The sequence below is a fragment of the Streptomyces aquilus genome, from assembly GCF_003955715.1.
GTDB lineage: Bacteria > Actinomycetota > Actinomycetes > Streptomycetales > Streptomycetaceae > Streptomyces > Streptomyces aquilus.
The window spans coordinates 5973087-5993549 of the sequence record NZ_CP034463.1; the positions used below are offsets into that span (position 1 = coordinate 5973087).

The 20463-nt window shown below is 70.9% G+C and carries 18 protein-coding genes; 6 read left to right on the top strand and 12 right to left on the bottom strand.

The genetic code is table 11. From position 1 onward, the window contains the following. Nucleotides 1–9 precede the first annotated feature (9 nt). A complete protein-coding gene (locus tag EJC51_RS27490; RefSeq protein WP_126273533.1) occupies nucleotides 10–3048 on the bottom strand; it encodes an NACHT domain-containing protein in 3039 nt (1012 codons plus the stop codon). 60 nt (nucleotides 3049–3108) lie between these two features. Then, nucleotides 3109–3705: an HAD family acid phosphatase gene (locus EJC51_RS27495; protein WP_126273534.1), complete on the bottom strand. Its 597-nt coding sequence runs from the start codon at nucleotides 3703–3705 to the stop codon at nucleotides 3109–3111. A gap of 522 nt (nucleotides 3706–4227) precedes the next feature. Here EJC51_RS27495 and EJC51_RS27500 point away from each other — a divergent pair. After that, nucleotides 4228–4794: a M23 family metallopeptidase gene (locus EJC51_RS27500; protein ID WP_126273535.1), complete on the top strand. Its 567-nt coding sequence runs from the start codon at nucleotides 4228–4230 to the stop codon at nucleotides 4792–4794. A 13-nt stretch (nucleotides 4795–4807) separates the two neighbouring features. Here EJC51_RS27500 and EJC51_RS27505 read toward each other — a convergent pair whose 3' ends face one another. Continuing rightward, entirely contained in the window at nucleotides 4808–5404 is a 597-nt protein-coding gene (locus EJC51_RS27505) for a TetR/AcrR family transcriptional regulator (protein WP_126273536.1), read from the bottom strand. A gap of 132 nt (nucleotides 5405–5536) precedes the next feature. Here EJC51_RS27505 and EJC51_RS27510 point away from each other — a divergent pair, with 132 nt between their 5' ends. The 3 genes from EJC51_RS27510 to EJC51_RS27520 all read left to right on the top strand — a co-directional run bounded on the left by EJC51_RS27510 (nucleotide 5537) and on the right by EJC51_RS27520 (nucleotide 8133). Next, nucleotides 5537–7120: an MDR family MFS transporter gene (locus EJC51_RS27510; RefSeq protein ID WP_126273537.1), complete on the top strand. Its 1584-nt coding sequence runs from the start codon at nucleotides 5537–5539 to the stop codon at nucleotides 7118–7120. A gap of 83 nt (nucleotides 7121–7203) precedes the next feature. Continuing rightward, complete coding sequence (locus tag EJC51_RS27515) at nucleotides 7204–7653, top strand: helix-turn-helix transcriptional regulator (RefSeq protein ID WP_126273538.1); 450 nt, start codon at nucleotides 7204–7206, stop codon at nucleotides 7651–7653. Between the two features lie 48 nt (nucleotides 7654–7701). Beyond that, nucleotides 7702–8133, top strand: a complete 432-nt coding sequence (locus EJC51_RS27520; protein WP_126273539.1) for a VOC family protein — start codon at nucleotides 7702–7704, stop codon at nucleotides 8131–8133. 26 nt (nucleotides 8134–8159) lie between these two features. Here the strand turns inward: EJC51_RS27520 and cseC are convergent, their stop codons facing one another. The 5 genes from cseC to EJC51_RS27545 form a co-directional block, all read right to left on the bottom strand. Continuing rightward, on the bottom strand, nucleotides 8160–9506 hold the full coding sequence (gene cseC, locus EJC51_RS27525; RefSeq protein ID WP_126273540.1) for a two-component system sensor histidine kinase CseC: 1347 nt from the start codon (nucleotides 9504–9506) through the stop codon (nucleotides 8160–8162). 11 nt (nucleotides 9507–9517) lie between these two features. Next, nucleotides 9518–10222, bottom strand: a complete 705-nt coding sequence (gene cseB / locus EJC51_RS27530) for a two-component system response regulator CseB (RefSeq protein ID WP_126273541.1) — start codon at nucleotides 10220–10222, stop codon at nucleotides 9518–9520. 113 nt (nucleotides 10223–10335) lie between these two features. After that, nucleotides 10336–11058, bottom strand: coding sequence for a hypothetical protein (locus tag EJC51_RS27535; RefSeq protein WP_399578958.1), 723 nt, complete (start codon nucleotides 11056–11058; stop codon nucleotides 10336–10338). After that, a complete protein-coding gene (locus EJC51_RS27540; RefSeq protein ID WP_059193955.1) occupies nucleotides 11043–11585 on the bottom strand; it encodes a SigE family RNA polymerase sigma factor in 543 nt (180 codons plus the stop codon). The genes EJC51_RS27535 and EJC51_RS27540 overlap by 16 nt, the downstream gene beginning before the upstream one ends. Before the next feature lie 236 nt (nucleotides 11586–11821). After that, on the bottom strand, nucleotides 11822–12790 hold the full coding sequence (locus EJC51_RS27545; protein ID WP_126273542.1) for an HhH-GPD family protein: 969 nt from the start codon (nucleotides 12788–12790) through the stop codon (nucleotides 11822–11824). A 311-nt stretch (nucleotides 12791–13101) separates the two neighbouring features. Here EJC51_RS27545 and EJC51_RS27550 point away from each other — a divergent pair, with 311 nt between their 5' ends. Continuing rightward, nucleotides 13102–13932 (top strand): hypothetical protein, encoded by an 831-nt coding sequence (locus EJC51_RS27550; RefSeq protein WP_126273543.1) that lies wholly within the window; start codon nucleotides 13102–13104, stop codon nucleotides 13930–13932. Between the two features lie 102 nt (nucleotides 13933–14034). Here EJC51_RS27550 and disA read toward each other — a convergent pair whose 3' ends face one another. The 3 genes from disA to EJC51_RS48870 form a co-directional block, all read right to left on the bottom strand. Then, nucleotides 14035–15159, bottom strand: a complete 1125-nt coding sequence (disA, locus tag EJC51_RS27555; protein ID WP_059193952.1) for a DNA integrity scanning diadenylate cyclase DisA — start codon at nucleotides 15157–15159, stop codon at nucleotides 14035–14037. A gap of 82 nt (nucleotides 15160–15241) precedes the next feature. Beyond that, entirely contained in the window at nucleotides 15242–16651 is a 1410-nt protein-coding gene (gene radA, locus EJC51_RS27560; protein WP_126273544.1) for a DNA repair protein RadA, read from the bottom strand. A 57-nt stretch (nucleotides 16652–16708) separates the two neighbouring features. Beyond that, nucleotides 16709–17404, bottom strand: coding sequence for a hypothetical protein (locus EJC51_RS48870; protein ID WP_244362876.1), 696 nt, complete (start codon nucleotides 17402–17404; stop codon nucleotides 16709–16711). A 250-nt stretch (nucleotides 17405–17654) separates the two neighbouring features. Here EJC51_RS48870 and EJC51_RS27570 point away from each other — a divergent pair, with 250 nt between their 5' ends. Further along, nucleotides 17655–19355 carry a BACON domain-containing protein gene (locus EJC51_RS27570; RefSeq protein WP_425276809.1) on the top strand — a complete coding sequence of 567 codons (1701 nt, stop codon included), beginning with the start codon at nucleotides 17655–17657 and terminating at the stop codon, nucleotides 19353–19355. Between the two features lie 127 nt (nucleotides 19356–19482). On the opposite strand, the gene EJC51_RS27575 is transcribed toward EJC51_RS27570, so the two are convergent. Then, entirely contained in the window at nucleotides 19483–20409 is a 927-nt protein-coding gene (locus EJC51_RS27575; protein ID WP_126273546.1) for a DUF3109 family protein, read from the bottom strand. Between the last annotated feature and the right edge of the window lie 54 nt (nucleotides 20410–20463).

Consider the following 20463-nt stretch of genomic DNA (forward strand, 5'->3'; position numbering starts at 1 on the left):
TTCGCCTTGTCAGCGCTGGTCGAGGTTGATCTCGACGCCGGGGAAGACGCCGGCGTAGCGGGCCTCGGGGATGAGCTTGCCGGGGTAGCTCTGCAAGGTCACCGAGTGCAGGCCCGGCAGCCGGTCGACCAGCGGGGACACGTCTTCGGCACCGTGCATGGCGGAGACCCGCAGCGTCTCGACGCCGGGAAGCACCGGCATCAGCTCGACGGAGTGCGGGAAGTTCTGGATGATCTCCGCGTTGATGTGGAGCTCGGTCAGTTCGGGCAGTGCCACGACGGCCTGCCAGTCGCCGACGGTCAGTTCCGTGGTCAGCGGACCGAGGCTGAGCGTGCGCAGCCCGGACCAGTGCTGGAGCCCGCGCAGGCCCGTGCTGTCGGTGGTGTTCCTCCCCAGGAAGAGGAACTCCAAGGGGGCGTCCACCGGCAGGGACTCGGTGAGATCGGCGCCCGGCAGTTCCTGCGACAACGACAGGTACCGGGCGCCGCTGAAGGACCGGAGTCCGCTGAGGTCCTCGACGCCGGTGAGGGTGAGGCTGGTGAGCGGCGCGGACAGCCGGTCCAGGCCCGCCACGGTCGGGCAGGTCTCCAGCCGCAGTACGCGGAGCGAGCCGAACGCCGACAGCGCGGCCAGGTCGGTGAGCAGCGGGTTGCCCTGCACATCGAGCAGCTCCACGGCCTCGGGCGCGGGAACGGCGGCCAGGATGTCCTCGGCTCGCTGCGGTCCCTGGAACGCCAGGTTGTGCCAAGGGCGCATCCTGGCGAGCGCCGCCCTCTCCTCGGCCGTCTTGCAGGTGAGGAAGAGATGCTCCCGCTCCAGATGGTCCAGCACCTCCGTGGCGTACTCCTCGGTGTCGAACCGCTGCCACGTCCCCGCGAGCTGGCGTCGTACCTCAAGGCTCGGGTGGTCGCGGAACCGCCGGAGCACGGCCAGGGCCCCCGCCGGTTCCTCGCCGCCGAGGACCGAGGCGGTGACCGTGACGCCCAGCGCGGCCTCCTCCGTCAGGCCCGCCGGCCCCGGCAGCAGCTCCAGGACCAGGGGTCCGGCCGCGGCCAGGGCCCTGGCCTCCTCCTTCGTGCCCGGTGGTATCAGCGCGGACGCCCGGGACTCGACCGCCGTGCGGACCGCCGGGTCCAGGGCCGTGGCGTGCTCCAGGCAGGCCAGCGCCAGCAAGGTCAGCCGGGGGACGTCGTGGGACAGCAGCGCCTTGAGGAGGTGTGCCCGTTCCCGCGGCCGGGCGTGGGCCACGGCCAACCGGATCACGTCCTCCCACTGGGTGTCCTCCGCGTGGCTGAGCAGGACGTCGAGGTGGCCCTCCTCGACCGCGTACCGGGCTCCGAGGTAGTCCTGGAACGTGCGGTGCACGAAGTCCACGACGCCCGCGGCCGGTTGGCGGAGGAGGCCGCTGCGCAGCAGCAGGGACTGGAGCACTGTCCGCGCGTCGCCCGGTACCGCGATCGACGGCAGGCAGCGCTCCACGATGCCCTCGGCCGTCTCGGCGTCCATCTCCGTACGGCCGCTCAGCACCAGCGCGTACGCCAGGCGTTGGAGCACCTCCAACTGGGCCTCCTCGCCCAGGTCGGAGGTGGTCGGCATGCCCCGCTCCAGGTCCCGGCGGGTGAGTAGCATCGTGAGGGCGGCGTCGTACAACTCCTTGCGGCCGGTGGGGAGATAGCCGCGGCGCTCCCGGTGCAGGGCGCAGATCAGGCCGCACATCAGGGGGTTGGTGGCGAGGCGGGCCAGGTCGCGTTGGGTGTGCAGGGAGTCCAGGAGCGGGCCCTCGTACTCCGGGGCCCGGGCGGCCGTGTGCCAGCGGTGGACGAAAGTGGCGATGTCCGGGCGGCGCATCGGGGCCATGGCCAGCTCGTGGAAGCCCTCGCCCGCCAGCCAGTCGGGGCGGACCGCGGTGGGGCGGGAGGTCAGGAGCCAGCGGTTGCCGGGGAAGGCGTGGATGAGGGCGAGGAGCCAGTCGCGGGTGCGGGTGCGGTCGGGGGCGGGGATCTCGTCGAGGCCGTCGACCAGGATCAGCCCCCGGCCGGCCGTCAGGACGCGTTCCGTCCAGCCCTCGGGCGGGGTGTGCGGGCAGCTCACCGCCGCCAGGAACTCCGCCGGAGCCGGGAGCATGCCGGTGCGGATCAGGGTGCGCAACGGGAGGACGTACGGGATGTCGAGGCCGTCGCGCGCCGACGTCACCGTCAGCCACTGGACCAGGGTGGTCTTGCCCGAGCCCGCGTCCCCGCGCAGGAACACGCGGTCGTGGGCCAGAAGCGCTTCCTCGGCGGGGAGTTGAACGCTCACCGGGCCGCCGGGAGGGCGCTCCTCCTCCGGTGGCCGCTCCTCGGACGTGGTCGCCTCCAGGCTGAGGTACGCCACTTCGAGGGGCCAGCGGTCGGGGGAGTCGCGCAGATCGATGCCGTAGATGGTGATGTGGTCGTGGCGGTCGGCCAGGTGGCGCAGATAGCGGCGTTCGAAGGCGTGGTCGCGGCTGCCCGGGCGGGGGGTGCGCTCCAGCAACTGATCGACCTTGGCCATGAGTTCGGCCTGACGGCGGGTCTGCTCGACCAGGGTGCGGGCCACGAAGGCGGACCGGCGGGTGAAGTGCTCCAGGATGTGCAGACAGGCCCACTCGGTCGCCGAGTCCAGGAAGTAGTCGGCGTCGGCGGACAGCCCGGTGGCCGGGGACGCCCGGTGGGCGAGCCGCCTCGCCAGTTCGCGGTGGCCCAGGCTCACCGCCTGGACGTCGTCCATGTTCCACTCGCCCAGGGCCAGCAGGCGCAGCACGAGGGCCTCGATGACCGCCGTCGTCTCGTCGGGCGGGAACGGTGGCTCGCCCGGGACGTCCGTCGCCGCCTCCACCAGACGGGACGCCAGGACGTGGATCTCCTTCTCGCCCAGCCTCCGCTGCTCGCCCCGGAACGAGACGAGTGACTTCAGGCGTACGGGTCTGTCGACCAGGCCCGCTCCGGGGGCGTCCGGCGCGAAGAGTTTTCGCACCAGGGACGCCATCAGGCTGGATGCCAACTTGCCGCCGAGGACCGCCGGGTCCATCCGCCTCACCCCCGTGATCGCGTCAACGGGGGTGAGGATATCTGCAGTTGACCAGGTCGGTCAGGAGAGCTGGCCGTCGTAGTCCGGGAGCTTGTACGTCTTCTCGGCGTGGCCGCCCGAGAGGTCGGTGGCGCTGTTGCCGACGTTCGCGATGATCGTGTAGCCCTTGTTCTCGATGTCGACGCGCTGGGCGGTCTTGTAGGCGGCGACGTCCTTGAACAGGTCGAGGAAGCCGCGGACGTAGAGGCCGGAGACGTCGTAGCCGACGTGGTCGAGGTTGTAGTCCGTGACCGAGCGGATGATGCCGGGGCGGGCCGTCACGAAGAACAGCGAGACGCCGTGGTCCTGGGCGTACTCGGCGACGTTCAGGACCGGCTTGTTGGCCGGCTGCGGGTAGCTGAAGCCGAAGTCGGTCTCCAGGGTGGTGTTGTCTATGTCGAAGACGATCGCCTGCTTCTCGCCGGGCTTGGCGGCGGCGATCCGCTGCTTCAAGTAGGGCAGCGCCTGGTTCATGACCGCCTGGCAGTCCTGCTGCCAGGTGGCGTAGTCGACGTCCTCGGTGGTCGCGGCGTCGGCGGGGGCGGCGAGTGCGACGAGGGCCGCCGTCGAGACGGCGGTGACGGTCATGCGGCGCACCAAGGGGCGTCGGTTCGTCATGGGTGGGGGGTCCTCTCACGTCCGGTGCTGCTGCCGTTGACGGGGGCATGGTGGTTGGCGTGGGTGGCGCGAGGGGAACCGTAAGGTTACTGGGGGGTAAGTGGGAAGAGGCTTGCGCTACTTGATGTGGATGCGGGCGTTCCTGCGGGCCGCCGCGTACCCGTCTGCCGTCGCGGAGGTCCCGTGGCGTAGCCCCCGTCACATCTCTCCGTCAGTGGATCTCCGCACCCGGTGACATGCCGCACAGGCGATTTGTCCGTTACTAAGTCGCTTAGTGGGTGGCCCGATGCGGGCAAAAAGGACTTTTGACCTGGAACCCTTGGCGGCATTTCGCCGTCTTGGGGTGATTCATCCCTAGTGGGTCCTCTGTCAAGAAAGCGGAAGTTTTCCGATGAAGTACTAGCTTCCGTCGTAGATCAGTGGTTTGGGCGTTTCGGGAGGTCGGGGTTACCAAGGGATGCCCCATCCGGCGGATGCCTGTGCGCCGGGTGGTTTTTCTGTCCCCGTCCCCATGAGGTTCCGATGTCCCCGCGTATCGCTTCCCGTTCTTCCCGTATGTCCAAGCTCCGCACCCGTGCGGCCCTGGTGGCCGTCGGTCTGGGGGCCTCGGCCGTGCTGGGGACCGGGGTCGCGGCGGCTGCCGAGACCGGCGTCGCCGCCAAGAAGGCCGCCTCCTGGGTCGACCCGGTGAAGAAGTACACGCTGAGCGCGAGCTTCGCGCAGGCCGGCGGCATGTGGCAGTCCACCCACAGCGGTCAGGACTTCGCCGTGTCCAGCGGCACCAAGGTCTTCGCCGCGCACGGCGGCACCATCGTCAAGGCCGGCGGTAACGGTGCCGGTGACGGCCCCGCGTACGGCAACGCCATCGTCATCAAGCACGGCAACCGGCTCTACTCGCAGTACGCCCATCTCTCGCGCATCGAGGTCAAGGTCGGCCAGGTCGTCAAGACCGGCCAGCGCATCGCCCTGTCCGGCAACACCGGCAACTCCAGCGGTCCGCACCTGCACTTCGAGATCCGTACGACCGCCAACTACGGCTCGGCCGTCGATCCGGTCGCCTTCCTGCGCTCCAAGGGTGTGACCGTCTGAGGCCGCGATACAGCTAGCTCTTCGTGGTGCCCCGGTGGGCCTGGGTGACCAGGTCCGCCGCCACTTCCTGGACCGCCTTGCGCTTCTGTTCCGCGTCGCCGGGCAGGTCTTGGAGGAAGAACATCCCGGCGTGCAGGGTGAAGATCGCGCTGATGTAGCGGACCTGGTCGACCAGGTCCGCCGCCGGGTCGATCATGATGTCGCGCAGGCCCTGCATGCGCTCCTTGAAGGTCTCGCCGACGCGCAGTTCCCGTACCGTCGCCTGGTTCTCCTGCATGAAGCGGAACAGGGGGGCGGCGTCGGCGAGGATGTCGCTGTAGCGCCGTACGATCTCCTGCTTGGTCTCCAGCGTGTGCGGCTGCCCCTTGCCCCACTCGATCAGGTCGAGGATCGGCTGGGTCAGATCGTCGAAGATGCTGACCAGGATCTCTTCCTTGGTCTTGAAGTGGTAGTACAGCGCCGCCTTCGTGACCTCCAGCCGCTCCGCGATCTCGCGCAACGACGTCTTCTCGTAGCCCTGCTCGGCGAAGAGTTCGAGGGCCACGTCCTGGATGCGCTGGCGGGTGTTCCCGCGGCGCCGCTGCCTGGTGCCGTCCATGGTGCCGCCCATCCTCGCGCACTCCTTGACTGGGGAAACTTGCTTGGAACAAAACTTACTTGACGCCCGGCTAGTTACGGGTCTACCTTCCCTCAGCGTAGTTAACTAGCCGGGCGGCAAGTAAGTGCCGGGGGAGTGGGAATCATGGCGGACACGCAGGCAGCCGAGCCAGCAGTGCCAGAAGATGAGAAGCAGCCCAGGAGCGTGCGGGTCGTCCTGCTCGCCCTGATGATCACGATGATGCTCGCGATGCTCGACAACATGATCGTGGGCACCGCGATGCCGACGATCGTCGGCGATCTGGGCGGACTCGAACATCTGGCGTGGGTCGTGACGGCGTACACCCTCGCGACCGCGGCCTCCACGCCCGTGTGGGGCAAGCTCGGCGACATGTACGGGCGCAAGGGCGCCTTCATGACGTCGATCGTGATCTTCCTGATCGGCTCCGCGCTCAGCGGCATGGCGCAGGACATGACGCAGCTCATCGGCTTCCGGGCCGTCCAGGGCCTCGGCGCCGGTGGTCTGATGGTCGGCGTCATGGCGATCATCGGTGACCTCATCCCGCCGCGGGAGCGCGGCAAGTACCAGGGCATGATGGCCGGCGTCATGGCGCTGGCGATGATCGGCGGACCGCTCGTCGGCGGCACCATCACCGACAACTGGGGCTGGCGCTGGTCCTTCTACATCAACCTGCCGCTCGGCGTCGTCGCGCTGACCGCGATCAGCGCCGTACTGCACCTGCCGAAGAAGCGGTCCAAGGCACGCATCGACTACCTCGGCGTCGCCCTGCTGACCGTCGGCATCACCTCGATCGTGCTGGTCACCACCTGGGGCGGCACCGAGTACGCCTGGACGTCCACGCGGATCATGGAGCTCATCGGCATCGGCGTGACCTCGCTGATCGGGTTCGTGTTCTGGCAGACCAAGGCCGCCGAACCGGTCGTGCCGCTGCACATCTTCCGCAGCCGCAACTTCACCCTGATGTCGGTCATCGGCTTCATCACCGGCTTCGTGATGTTCGGCGCGACCCTCTACCTGCCGCTCTACCAGCAGTCCGTGCAGGGCGCCTCCGCGACCAACTCGGGCCTGCTGCTCCTGCCGATGCTCGGCGCGATGCTGGTGACCTCGATGGTGGCCGGGCGGGTGACCACGAGCAGCGGGCGGTACTACGTCTTCCCGGTCCTCGGCAGCGCGCTGATGGTCGTCGGCCTGTACCTGCTGTCGCTCATGGACACCGGCACGTCCCGGTTCACCTCCGGTGTGTTCATGGCCGTCGTCGGTCTGGGCATGGGCTGCCTGATGCAGATCACGATGCTGGTCGCGCAGAACAGCGTCGAGATGAAGGACATGGGCGTCGCCTCGTCGTCCACCACCCTCTTCCGGACGCTGGGCTCGTCGTTCGGCGTCGCCATCATGGGCGCGCTGTTCAACAACCGGGTCCAGGACGTCATGGCCGAGCGCGGCGGAGCGGCCGGCGCCAAGATGACCGAGCAGTCCGCGCAGCTGGACGCGGCGAGCCTGGCGAAGCTGCCGGACGCGCTGCGCGAGGCGTACCAGCACGCGGTGTCCTCCGGCACCCACTCGGCGTTCCTGCTCGGGTCCGTCGTCGCGGTGATCGCGCTGGTGGCGGCCGTGTTCGTGAAGGAGGTTCCGCTGAAGGGCGCGGGGCCGAAGGCGCAGGACGCGGAGTCCGCCGCGGCTCCGGCGGCGATGGTCGAGGCCGTCTGACCCGTCTGGTCCGCAGAGCCGCAGATGAGCTGAAGGTCCCCGGTCGGTGTCCGCCCCGGGGGCCTTCTTCATGTCCTACGACGATGTCGGCGCCCCGTGTCACCATCGACCGCAGGGACAGGACCCGGCAGCTGCGGCTCGCCAAGGACGCCATGGACCGGGACTGGGCCGACCCCGGTCTCGACCTGGAGGCCGTGGCCGCCCGTGCCGGCTACTCGCGGTATCACTTCATCCGGGCCTTCAAGGAGGTCTACGGCGAGACACCCGGGCAGTATCTGACCCACCGGCGGATCGAGCGCGCCGAGGAGTGTCTGCGCGGCGCCGATCTGTCCGTCACCGAGATCTGCCACCTCGTCGGCTTCAGCAGCCTCGGCACCTTCTCCGCGCGCTTCAAGCCACGGACCGGGCTGGCGCCGAGCGAGTACCGGGCCAAGCATGTGGGGCGCGGGGCGGCTCTGATCCCCGGCTGCTACGCCCTGTTCTGGGCCGGCGGATTCCCGCGCAGGGACCGCAATTCCGGAGAAGCGCCCTGACGGCCGTCCTGCCTACGGTGAAACCCCGGACGACAGGAGAGCAGAGCCATGATCAAGGGCCTGGGCATCACCACCGTGTGGACCTTCGACCAGCAGCGCACCAAGGCCTTCTTCACCGAGAAGCTCGACTTCGAGGTGCGCGACGACCTCTCCATGGGCGACATGCGCTGGGTCACCGTGGGCGCCAAGGACCAGCCGGGGGTCGAGCTGGCCCTGATGAGCCTCGACGGACCCGGGCTCGACGCCGAGTCGTCCCAGGCGCTGAAGACGCTGGTCGGCAAGGGGGTCATCGGGGCCGGTGCCTTCCGCACCGACGACTGCCGGGGGGACTACGAGACCTTCCGGGCCCGCGGGGTCGAGTTCATCCAGGAGCCGCAGGAGCGGCCGTACGGCATCGAGGCGATCTTCCGTGACGACAACGGCAACTGGTACTCGCTGACCGAGCGGAGCGAGGAGCTGGACTTCTCCAAGCCGTTCTGAGCACACGGGACGCGGGCTGAGGGGATTCACGGCATCATCGGATAGCTCCCCGTGTTCGTCGGCGCGTGCTCCGGCAGCCACAGCACCGCCACCGCCCCCTCCGCCCGCACCCCGTCCGGCGCGCCCGCCGGGCGGACATTGCGGAAGGTGAGGCGGGCGCCCAGCACCCGGGCCTGGCCGGCGGCGATGGTCAGGCCGAGGCCGTGGCCGTGGCCCGCGCGGTCCGCGCTACCCGTGCGGAAACGGCTCGGACCCTCGGCGAGGAGGTCCTCGGGGAAGCCGGGACCGTGGTCGCGGACGCGGATGACCCGGCCTTCGACGGTGACCTCGATCGGCTGCTTGCCGTGCCGCGCGGCGTTGGCGAGCAGGTTGAACAGGACGCGCTCCAGGCGGCGCGGGTCGGTCGTGACCATCGACTCGTGCACCACGCGGACCTCGATGTCCGGGTCCTTGGCCGCCACCCGCCGGCTGACGAACTCGCCCAGCAGGATGTCCTGCAACTCCGCCCGTTCCGACGCGCTGTCCAGGCGGGCCACCTCCAGCACGTCCTCGACGAGCGTGCGCATCGCCTTCGCCCGGTCCAGGACCAGTTCCGTGGGACGGCCGGGCGGCAGCAGCTCGGCCGCCGTGAGCAGGCCGGTCACCGGGGTGCGCAGTTCGTGCGCGATGTCCGCGGTGACCCGGCGCTCGGCCTCGATGCGCTGCTGGAGCGCCTCGGTCATCGCGTCGACCGCGCTGGCCAGGTCGTCGGTCTCGTCCCGTACCACGCCGCCGATGGCGTCCCGCACCCGTACGTCCGTCTCGCCGCTCGCGACCTGCCCCGCGGCCGTCGCCGCCTTGCGCAGCCGGCTCGACAGGCGGCCGCCTATGAGCACGCCGAGGGCGCTGCCGCCGAGGACGACGGCGATGGAGCCGATCACCAGGGCCTGGTCGAGGTCGTTGAGGATGTCGGTGCTGCGGTCGGTGAACGAGGTGTGCAGGGACAGCACATTGCCGTTCGCCGCCGGTACGGCGGCCCAGATGTCCGGCTCGCCGCCCGGCCGGTCGGTCACGTACGTCGCCCGGCGCCCCTGCTCGACCTTCTCCCGCAGCTCCCTCGGCAGCGAGGAGTCGTTGATCTTCACGTTGGGGAAGGGGTTCGGCCGTTTGTACTGGTCGTAGTTGCGCTGGGCGATCTGGATGCGCTCGTCCGCGAGGTCGCGGGCGTTGTCCAGCATCGAGACCCGGGCCGCGTTGTGCACGACCAGGCTCAGCGCGATCGCGACCAGCGCGCCGACGAAGGCGATGGCCGCGCTGAGCTTCCACCGCAGTCCCGTACGGATGCCCGCGCGCTCCAGTCGCGCCGGGACCAGGCGCTGCATTGTCCCCCGCATGTCCGCCCCGCTCAGGCCTTCAACTTGTAGCCGAAGCCACGGACCGTCTCGATGCGGTCCTGGCCGATCTTCGTCCGCAGCCGCTGCACATGGACGTCCACCACGCGCGTGTCCCCGCCCCAGCCGTAGTCCCACACGCGCTCCAGGAGCTTGTCGCGGGACAGGACCGTACCCGGCGCGGAGGAGAACTCCAGGAGCAGGCGCATCTCGGTCGGGGTGAGCGCCACCGGCTCGCCGGCCCGGCGCACCTCCATGCCCTCGGTGTCGATCTCCAGCTCGCCGAAGGTCAGCACCCCGCCGTCCGCCGCGGCCGCGGAGTCGTCGGCCCGCTCGCCGCCGCCCGCGTGTCCGAAGCGGCGCAGCACCGCGCGGATACGGGCGACCAGCACGGCGCCGTCGAACGGCTTCGTCACGTAGTCGTCGGCGCCGGCCTCCAGGCCCAGCACCACGTCGATGGAGTCCGCGCGCGCCGACAGCATGATCACCGGAACGGTCGACTCGTCCCGGATGCGCCGGCACAGGCTGACGCCGTCCAGGCCCGGGACCATGACGTCCAGCAGGGCGATGTCGGGGCGGTCGGCCCGGAACGCCTCCAGGCCCGACAGGCCGTCGGGCATGGCGGTGACCGCGAAGCCGTCCCGCTCCAGGGCGAGCTGGGTGGCCTCGCGGATGACGTCGTCGTCCTCGACGAACAGAACGTGAGTCTGGTCTGCCATCCCGCTGCTCTCTGTCCTTGGTCCTGCGTGGTGGTCTCGCGTGGTCTTGCTGTCGAAAGGTGATCGTTCCGAACGGCCCGATCGGTTCACGGAAATCCGGGGCTTCCCGGAATTCAGGTCGTCGGCACCGGCGTCGGGGTGTCCTCGGCAGGGCCGTCGGACGTCTTGCCGTACTCGCTGTACTGGTCCCAGCGCTTGACGAACCGGCCCTGCGTCCAGTGGTAGATGAACACGTACTCGCCGGAGGGCGCCGCCACCGCGTCGCCCTTCTCGTACACCTGCTTGTCCACCACCAGGTCACCCCGGTCGATCTGTGCGTAGACCGGGGGCTCCTCGGCCTTGAAGACATTCTCGTACGCGCCGTCCTGGAGGCGATACACGTACGCCCCTATGCCGATGATGTCGCCGCAGGTCAGCACGTTGACCACGACGTCGCGCGCGGCTCCGCCGGTCAGGTTGCCGGAGGTCACGTCGACGGGCGGGTCGTCGCCGGTGCAGGGCTGGAGGTCGTTCTTGACCTCGGCCGAGACCGAGGGGTCGTCCTTGAGCAGCTGGGCGGCCTCGGCCTTGGTCAGCTTGCCGGAGTACGAGGCCGTCGCCGAGGGCGCGGCGCCCGCGGCCATCTCCGAGCCGGCCGAGGACTCGACATGGGCCGGACCCTCGTCACGGGTGCCGGTGCCGCCGGTGGCGCAGGCGGAGACGAAAAGGGCGAGGGCGGCGAGTACGGCCACTGCCGTCATCGCCGCCTGGAAAGCGCCCCGCCCCGGTGCGGGGTCGAGGCCGGCGCCGAGTGTGCCGTCGGCGCCGCGAGCCCTGTCGGTCAGGCCGCCGTGCAACGCTCCCGCTCCTCACGCTCCAGCGCGCGTGCGTCCAGATCGCGGCTCTCCAGCTCCTCGCGGAGCCGGGCGAGGGCCCGGTGCAGCGTGCTCTTGACCGTACCGGCCGACATGCCGAGGGCGGCGGCCGTCTCCTCCGTGGACATCTGCTCCCAGTGTCGCAGCACGACCACGGAGCGCTGCTTGGGGGCGAGCACCTTCATGATGTCCATCAGCAGGGCGCGGTCCGCGTGCTGCTCGGTGGCGTCGTCGACCGAGGCGTCCGGGAGCTGCTCGGTCGGCACCTCCTCCAGCTTGCGGGCCCGCCACCACTCGGTCCGGGTGTTGATCATGACCCGGCGCAGATAGGCGTCCGCGAGCCGCTTGTCCTCGATGGTCTCCCAGCGGCCGTACGTCCGCGCCAGCGCCGTCTGGAGCAGGTCCTGCGCGTCGACCGGGTCCGGGACCAGGCGACGGGCGCTGCGCAGCAACGCGTCCTGCCGGGTGCGGACGTACTCCTCGAACTCGAGCACCTCGCCCTGCGCCATGATCGACCGCCTCCATCCCCGTTCCGACTTGCCTGCCGCCGGTTCTCCATTGCCTGTGTGCCGCCGTCCTTGCGGTACGCCAATGAAGCTACGGAGCTGTTGTCACGGGGCTGTGCGGAGCAGCGCGCGGCTAGCCCTCGGCTGTCCGTCGGTTGTGTAACGGAAGGAGGAAAGGGGTAAACCGGCGCAGCGAATCGCGCCGGTTCGGGGTGATTCGGGAGGGTGTTCGTACGGCGTTACGTCAACGGCAGCCGATACAAACCACCGGACAGGGGCTCCACGAGACCGTCCGCGACGAGCCCGTCCAGGGCTCGCGCGCGCTGCACCGGTTCGTGCCACACCCGGTCGAGTACGGCCTGCGGCACGGGCGCGTGCGCCTCGCGCAGCACGGCCAGCAGCTTGCCGCGCACCTGGCGGTCGGTACCGGCGTACGTCTGTCCGCGCCGCGGCGGACCGTCGTGCTCCGGCTTGCCCGCGAGCCGCCAGGCGCACTGCGCGGCGATCGGGCAGCGGTGGCAGGACTCGCTCTTGGCGGTGCACACCAGCGCGCCGAGCTCCATGGAGGCGGCGGCCCAGCGGGAGGCGGTGGACTCGTCCTCGGGCAACAGGGCGCGGGCCAGCTTGCGTTCGGCGGCGGTGGTGGCGTTCGGCGGGTACTGCACGCCGGTGACGGCCCGCGCGAAGACCCGCCGGACATTGGTGTCGAGGACCGCGTGCCGCTGGCCGTAGGCGAAGGAGGCGACGGCCGCGGCCGTGTACTCGCCGATGCCGGGCAGCGCGAGCAGCTGGGCGTGGTCGGTGGGTACGTCCCCGCCGTGCCGTTCCGTTATCGCCACGGCGGCGCCGTGCAGCCGCAGCGCGCGGCGCGGGTAGCCGAGCCGGCCCCAGGCGCGCACCGCCTCGCCGGGCGCCTCCTGGGCGAGGTCCGCGGGGCGCGGCCAGCGGGCCAGCCACTGTTCGTAGACCGGCAGGACCCGGCTGACCGGCGTCTGCTGGAGCATGAACTCACTGACCATCACCCCCCACGGCCCGGCGTCGGGGCGGCGCCACGGAAGATCGCGGGCGTGCTCGTCGAACCAGTCGATGACGGGGGCGTGCAGATGCTCTCCGGCGGGAGCGTCGGCGTCGAGCTGGGCGCCGACTCGGGCGGCGGCTCCGGCTTCGGCTTCGGAGAGGGCGGGGGACTTGGTGATGGGCGCAGTCATGGCCTTCCGATCCTGCCATGCCGGGGAGGGGACGCGGGGGCACCGCCACCCCTGAGGCGTACGGCAGCACCCGACGATCGACAGCAGTGCCGTTTCTCCGGTCACTTGTGACGTCGGCCGGTTGAACTCTTCCATGATCACGGGCCGTAGCCGGCGGGCCGATACGGTCACACCCCGCGATCATCAGGGGCCGCACCCGACGAAAGACAGGGGCGTGAACACCCGCGTCCGGAATGATGATCCGGAAAAGTTGTGATCCTCCGCGGCGGGTAGGGACAGCGCGGGCGCCGATCTCTCGTACAGTTTGCGCCGTGGGATCTCTGCGCAATCCGGTCGGGCCGCTTCCCTCCTCCATCTACTGGCGACGGAGGGCCGTACTGCTGTCTGTATTGGCCCTGTTGGCGCTGCTGATCGCCTGGGTGGTCACGTCGGACGGCGGTGGCGGCAACAACGGCGCCGACGGATCCAACGGCAAGAATCCCGCGCCCTCCATCACCCCGGGACCGTCGAGTTCAGGGCCCGCGATCAGTCAAGCACCGGGCGGGCGCGACGAGTCGAGCGGTGGCGGGGACGGCGGTGGGTCGGGCTCCGACGACGGGTCCGGTGACGGCACCGGCTCGACCGCGGGGTCCGGAGGCTCGGGGTCCGCGGGTTCCGGCGGCTCGGAAGGCGGGGCGGCCGGTGGCGGTGCGGGCAGTGGCGTCGGTCAGGGCGACACGGTGCCGGCGGGTTCCGCACTGCCCAACTGCACCAGCGGCGCGGTGAAGTTGACCGTGCGCAGTCTCCACAACGGGTACGGGCCCGGTGAGACGCCCACGCTGCTGGTGACCGCGGCCAACTCCTCCGGCAGTGACTGCAAGGTCGATCTCGGGCCGAAGAGCGCGGTGTTGACGATCACTCAGGCCGCGGAGGACGACGAGTTCTGGTCGTCCGCCGACTGCCCGAAGACGGCGGGGAGCCTGGTGTTCCGGGCGCCTGCGGGCAGCAGCATCACGTACACCGTGAAGTGGGACCGGAAGCCGAGTGCTCCGCGGTGTGCGACGCCGGCTGCGGGGGCGGCCGGGGCCGGGACGTATCTGGTGGAGTTGGCCGCGCCCGGGTTCGCGAAGGTGCAGACGTCGTTCGTGCTGGAGAGCGACTGAGGGGCGGCCGGGGTCGGTTGTGTGTCGGCTTCGGCTTTGTGGGGGCTTGTCGCGCCCACGCGGCGGAGCCGCACATCGATACAGCCCCGCGCCCCCGGGGAGCTACACGTACCGTTCCAGGATTGAGCTCTCCGCCAACCTCGACAAGCCCTCCCGTACGCTCCTCGCCCTCGCCTCGCCGACCCCGTCCACCGTCTGCAAGTCGTCCACGCTCGCCGCGAGGAGCTTCTGCAGGCCGCCGAAATGTTCCACCAAGCGGTCGATGATCGCGCCCGGGAGGCGCGGGACCTTGGCCAGCAGGCGGAAGCCGCGCGGGGACACCGCGGAGTCCAACGCCTCCGGCGAACCCGTGTAGCCCAGTGCCTTTGCCACCGTGGGGAGTTCGAGGAGCTCGGCGTGGGTGAGGGCGTCCAGCTCGTACAGGGCCTCTTCGACCGTGCGGGAGCGCTTGGCCGTGGGCTCGGGGACGTAGTCCCGGACCACCAGCTCGCGTTCCGGTTCCACGCCCGCGATCAGCTCGTCGAGCTGGAGGGCCAGGAGGCGGCCGTCCGTGCCGAGCTCGACCACGTACTCGGCGATCTCCGTCGCGATGCGGCGGACCATCTCCAGGCGCTGGGCCACCGCGGAGACGTCCCGGACCGTGACGAGGTCCTCGATCTCCAGCGCTGACAACGTTCCCGCGACCTCGTCCAGGCGGAGCTTGTACCGCTCCAGGGTCGCCAGCGCCTGGTTCGCGCGGGACAGGATCGCCGCCGAGTCCTCCAGGACGCGGCGCTGGCCGTCGACGTAGAGGGCGATCAGGCGCATCGACTGGGAGACCGAGACGACCGGGAAGCCGACCTGCTTGGACACCCGGTCCGCGGTGCGGTGACGGGTGCCGGTCTCCTCCGTCGGGATCGTCGGGTCCGGGACCAGCTGGACGCCGGCCCGCAGGATCTTCGACAGGTCCGAGGAGAGCACGATGCCGCCGTCGAGCTTGCACAGCTCACGCAGGCGCGTGGCCGTGAACTCGACGTCCAGGACGAAACCGCCCGTGCACATCGGCTCCACCGTCTTGTCGAAGCCGAGCACGATGAGCCCGCCCGTGTTGCCGCGGAGAATCCGCTCCAGGCCGTCGCGCAGGGCCGTGCCGGGTGCCACGGCGCTCAGTGAGGCGCGCATCAGGCCATCGGCACCGGAGCTCCCGCCGGACTTTCCGGGAGCTGCTGCCCGGTCGTTGGCTGCCACTGCACTCCTCCGGTCGCAGGTTCTTCTGGCGCTCCCCTTTCGTACACGCGGTTCGTACGGACGGGCGAGACCAGGGCAAAGTCTACCGGCGCTCCTCCTCGTCCCGTGGGGCCTCTCGCCGACGCGAGCGCGGAAGGACCCTCAGGGCGTCCCCTATGTCGGCGACTTCCAGGACCTTCATCCCGGGAGGGATCTTGCCGGGGTCGCCCGGCACGAGGGCGTGGGTGAAGCCCAGACGGTGGGCCTCGGACAGTCGGCGCTGGACGCCCGTGACCCGTCTGACCTCGCCCGCGAGGCCTACTTCGCCGATCGCGACGAGGTTCTTGGGCAGCGGGGTGTCGCTCGCCGCGGAGGCCAGCGCGAGGGCGATGGCCAGGTCCGCGGCGGGCTCCGAGAGCTTCACTCCGCCGACCGTCGCGGAGTAGATGTCCCGCTTGCCGAGGGCGCTGATCCGGCCCCGCTGCTCCAGGACGGCCAGCATCATCGAGACGCGGGAGGTCTCCAGACCGGACGTGGTGCGCCTGGGGGAGGGGATCTGGGAGTCGACGGTCAGGGCCTGGACCTCGGCCACCAGCGGGCGGCGGCCCTCCAGGGTGACCGTCAGACAGGTGCCGGGGACCGGTTCGTCACGACGGGTCAGGAAAAGTCCGCTCGGGTCCGTAAGGCCCGTAATGCCCTCATCGTGCAGTTCGAAGCAGCCGACCTCGTCCGTCGCGCCGTAGCGGTTCTTGACGCCCCGGACGAGACGGAGGCGCGCGTGCCGGTCGCCCTCGAAGGAGAGGACCACGTCCACGAGGTGCTCCAGCAGGCGCGGGCCCGCGATCGCGCCGTCCTTGGTGACATGGCCCACCAGGAGCGTGGACATGCCGCGTTCCTTGGAGGCCCGGATGAGCGCGCCCGCGACCTCGCGGACCTGGGCCATGCCGCCGGGGGCGCCGTCGATCTCCGGGGAGGCGACCGTCTGCACCGAGTCGAGGATCAGCAGCGACGGCTTCACCGCGTCCAAGTGGCCGAGGACGGCGGCGAGGTCGGTCTCCGCGGCGAGGTACAGATGGTCGTCGATGGCCTTGATGCGGTCGGCGCGCAGCCGGACCTGGCTCGCCGACTCCTCGCCCGTGACGTACAGCGTGCGGTGCTCGTCGCTCGCCGACTTGGCCGCCACGTCGAGCAGGAGCGTGGACTTGCCCACGCCGGGCTCGCCCGCCAGCAGCACGACCGCGCCGGGGACGAGGCCGCCGCCCAGGACGCGGTCCAGCTCGGGCACGCCGGTGGAGCGGGCGGTGGCCTGCCGGCCGTCCACCTGGCCGATGGGCAGGGCGGAGGTGGTGACGCGGCCGGGTGCCGTCGTGCGCACCGCGGGCGCGCCGTACTCCTCGACCGTCCCCCATGCCTGGCATTCGGGGCAGCGGCCGAGCCACTTCGTCGTCTGCCAGCCGCACTCGGTGCAGCGGAAGGCGGGGCGGTCCTTGGCGGTCTTCGTACGGGCAGCCATGGACGAAACCGTAGCCGCCCGCACTGACAACGCCCGCCGCGGCTCAGTTTCCGCGCCTCACCTCCGCACCTGCGTGCAGGCGACCTCCACGTCGGCGCCGTACGGCTCGATCGTGGTCTTCGTGCCGGTCGTGGTGCCGGACAGGCACAGCGAGCCGCCCATCACGCGCAGGTCGAGCGTGAACTCGACGCCCCCACGCGCGCGTTGCGGGCCGTCGATGCGCTCCTCGATGTAGCCGAGCTTGCGCAGGACCGCGGCGACGTCCTGCGGCGCCGGGTCGGCGCTGCCGGCGGCGAGGGCCTTGGTGATGCGGCTCGTGTGCCGGCGGGCCTCGCACTTCTCGACGGGGCTCAGCTCGATCTCCTGCCGGGCCTCCTCGGGGTCGCGCGGCTCGCTCGTGGGCGGCGGCTCGTCGGGGAGGGGCAGTTCGTCGGGGAGGGGCGCGTCGGAAGGAACCTCTTCCATGGCTTCCGAATCCTCCGGGGGCACCGCGGTCTCAAGCTCCGGTGCGCACGGCTCGACGACCGTGTTGAGGAGCATCATGAACGCGAGGAACTCGGAGTCGCCGGACTCGTCGTCGGCCGGGTCGGGCCGGGGTGTGGCGGAAGCGGAGGAACCGGCCCGGACCTGGTCGACCTCGGTCCGCGCGGTCGGGTCCGCCGCCCGTTCGGTGCCGCAGCCCGCGAGCGCGAGCCCGCACAGCGCGGTCAGTGCCGCGATCGGCATCAGGGAAATCAGGGAAGTTCGTCTCATGTCGGAAGTCTGTGAGCCAGCAAGAGATCGGACATGAGTACGACTACTCAGAAGATGGCGTGCATCACACTCAGTGCGGCGCACCGGCCGCCGGGCGATGCGCGCCGTCGGTAACCGGCCATCGCTGTCAGGAACAAGCCACGGAACGAAGGGTTCCTGTCCCCTTATGAGGGATCGTTTCACCCGTACGGAGTAAAAGTGCTCAAGGTGGAAGAAGGGGCGATCGCCCGCGTCCTACCGTCCACGGGTGATGAGCAGCAGTCCGCAGACCTCGACCCGCACCACCGGCGCACATCGGGCGCAACGGGAGGCGCGCGATCGCGGTGCCGCGCGCACACTGGCGCAGCGGCCACCCGCGCGCTACGAGCCGTACCTGGACGGCCTGTTCACCTACTGCCTGTCGGTGCTGTGCGACCACGACGCGGCCACCGCCGCGCTCGGTGACGTCCTCGCGCTCGCCGAGAAGCGCCGCGGCCCGGACGCGGCGGGCGACCGCCGGGCCTGGCTCTACGCGCTCGCCCGCTGGGCCTGTCTGCGCAAGCTGGCCGAGGCCAAGCAGAAACGTCAGGCCACCCACGCGGCGGGCCGCCACACCGGCGACCGGAACACCGTCGACCGCAAGGCCGCCCCGCCCGTCTCCGAGGAGGTCCAGGAGGAGCGCCGGCGTGAACTCGCCCTGCTCGCCTGGCCGGAGGCCGCCGGCACCACCCCGGAGCAGCGCGAGGCCCTCGAACTCGCCGTGCGCCACCACCTCGCCGCCCACGAGGTCGCCGCCGTCCTCGGCATGGACCTCGCCGCCGCCCGTGAACTGCTCTCGGCCGCCGCCTGCGAGGTCGAGCGCACCCGCGCGGCCCTCGCCGTCGTGGAGACCGGCAGCTGCCCGGGCGTCGCCCGCCTCACCGGCGACCACCAGCTGGTGCTCAGCACGGCCGTACGCCGTGAGCTGGTCCGGCATGTCGACGACTGCCCGCGCTGCCGCCGTACCGCCGAGCGCGCGATCACCGGCCGCTGGCCCGGCGCGAGCGTCACGCCCTCGGAGCTGCCCGTCCTGGAGGCGCCCCGCGCGACCCTGCACGTCGCCATGGCGCACTTCCCGCGCGCGCGGGGCGCCGCCGCACCGCGCTTCGACCGGCGCGGCTTCCCGATGGACCCCAAGGACCGCGCGGCCCGTCGCGACCGCCTCCGCGCGCGTGCCGTCACCACGACCGTCGTCGCCACCGTCGTAGCGGCCCCGGTCCTGGCGCTCTGGGCCGCCTACCGAGGCACCCCCACCGCCGAGGGCGGCGAGGGCCGCTCGGCCTCCGCCAGCGAGGCACGCGGCCCGGGCGGCCTGGACGGCGAGGCGGTCGGCGACGGCTACGAGAACGCGGGCAACGCCAGCACCCAGCCCGGCGACCGCTTCACCAAGGGCAACAAACCCGATGTGTCCGTGGAGGTCATCAGCGTCGCGGGCGCCGGCAAGAAGGGCGCCGGCCATCTGGAGGTGGCGGCCGGCAACAGCGGCGACACCACGCTGATCACCCTCACCGCGACCGGTGAGACCCCGGTCCGCTGGTCCGCGACCACCGGCGCCTCCTGGCTCTACCTCAGCCAGTCCGCGGGAACCCTCGGCCCCGGCGAGTCGTTGACGATCAAGGTGTACGTGGACCATCTGCGCGAGCCGTCCGGCTACTGGAGCGCGCGGGTGGCCGTGTCACCGGCCGGCGCCGTCGTCTCCATCGGGGGCTACGGCACCGCGCCCACCCCGACCGACCCCGGCACCCCCGTCGACCCGCCGCCCTCGTCCGACGACCCCGACCCGACACCCACCACGTCAGCCCCTACGGACCCGACGCCGAGCGACCCACCGCCCTCGTCGCCCGACCCGGACCCGACCGACCCGACCCCGTCGGACCCGGCGAGCTCGCCGCCGCCCAGCGACAGCGGCGACCCGAGCCCGTCGACGTCGTAGACCGGTCGCCGATGGACCGGGGCGTAGCCGGTCGTCGACGGACCGTGTCGTGAGCCGGTCGTCGATGGACCGGGTCGTGGGCCGGTCGCGGGTGGACCGGGTCGTGGGCCGGTCGCCTATGGACCGGTCAGGCCACCGGATCCGCGGGATGCGGTGCCAGCAGGGGCAGCTGCGAGGCCAGCCGCTCCTCGCACAGCTCGACCAGCCGGTCGTAGCCGGCCTTGCCCATCAGCTCGGTCAGCTCCGGGCCGTAGGACACGTACACCGGGTCGCCCGCGCCGTGCGCCGAGGTGGCCGACGTGCACCACCAGTGCAGGTCATGGCCGCCCGGACCCCAGCCGCGCCGGTCGTACTCACCGATCGACACCTGAAGCACCCGGGTGTCGTCGGGCCGGTCGATCCACTCGTACGTCCGCCGCACCGGAAGCTGCCAGCAGACGTCCGGCTTGGTCTCCAGCGGCTCGCGGCCCTCCTTTATGGCCAGGATGTGCAGCGAGCAGCCCGCGCCACCGGCGAAGCCGGGACGGTTCTGGAAGATGCAGGAGCCCTGGTAGGGGCGGGTCTGCCGGTCGCCGTCCTCGTCCTCCGAGATCCAGCCGTGTTCCCGGCCCTCGTCGTGGAACTGCCAGATCTCCGGAGTGAGCCTGGCCACATGCCCGGCCACCCGCTGCTCGTCGTCCTCGTCGGAGAAGTGGGCGCCCAGCGTGCAGCACCCGTCGTCCGCGCGGCCCGCCTGGATGCCCTGGCAGCCGCTGCCGAAGATGCAGTTCCAGCGAGAGGTCAGCCATGTCAGATCGCACCGGAAGACCTGCTCGTCGTCCGCCGGATCAGGGAACTCCACCCACGCGCGCGCGAAGTCGAGCCCCTTCTCGTCCGCTGCCCGGGCCTTCTTCGACATCTTCGGAGACTTCACCTCGGTCATCAGCTGTGACTTCTGGGAGTCCGCCGACGCTGCCGACGACTTCGCCGACGACTTCACCTGCGACTTCGCCTGCGAAGAAGCGCCGGAGGCAGTGGCGGCCTGCTCATTCTTCGCCTTTTTGGTCTTTGGCACGCGTCCAGGGTAAGTCGCCCAGGAAGGCTCCGGGGACGGCGGACGGCTCGGCTG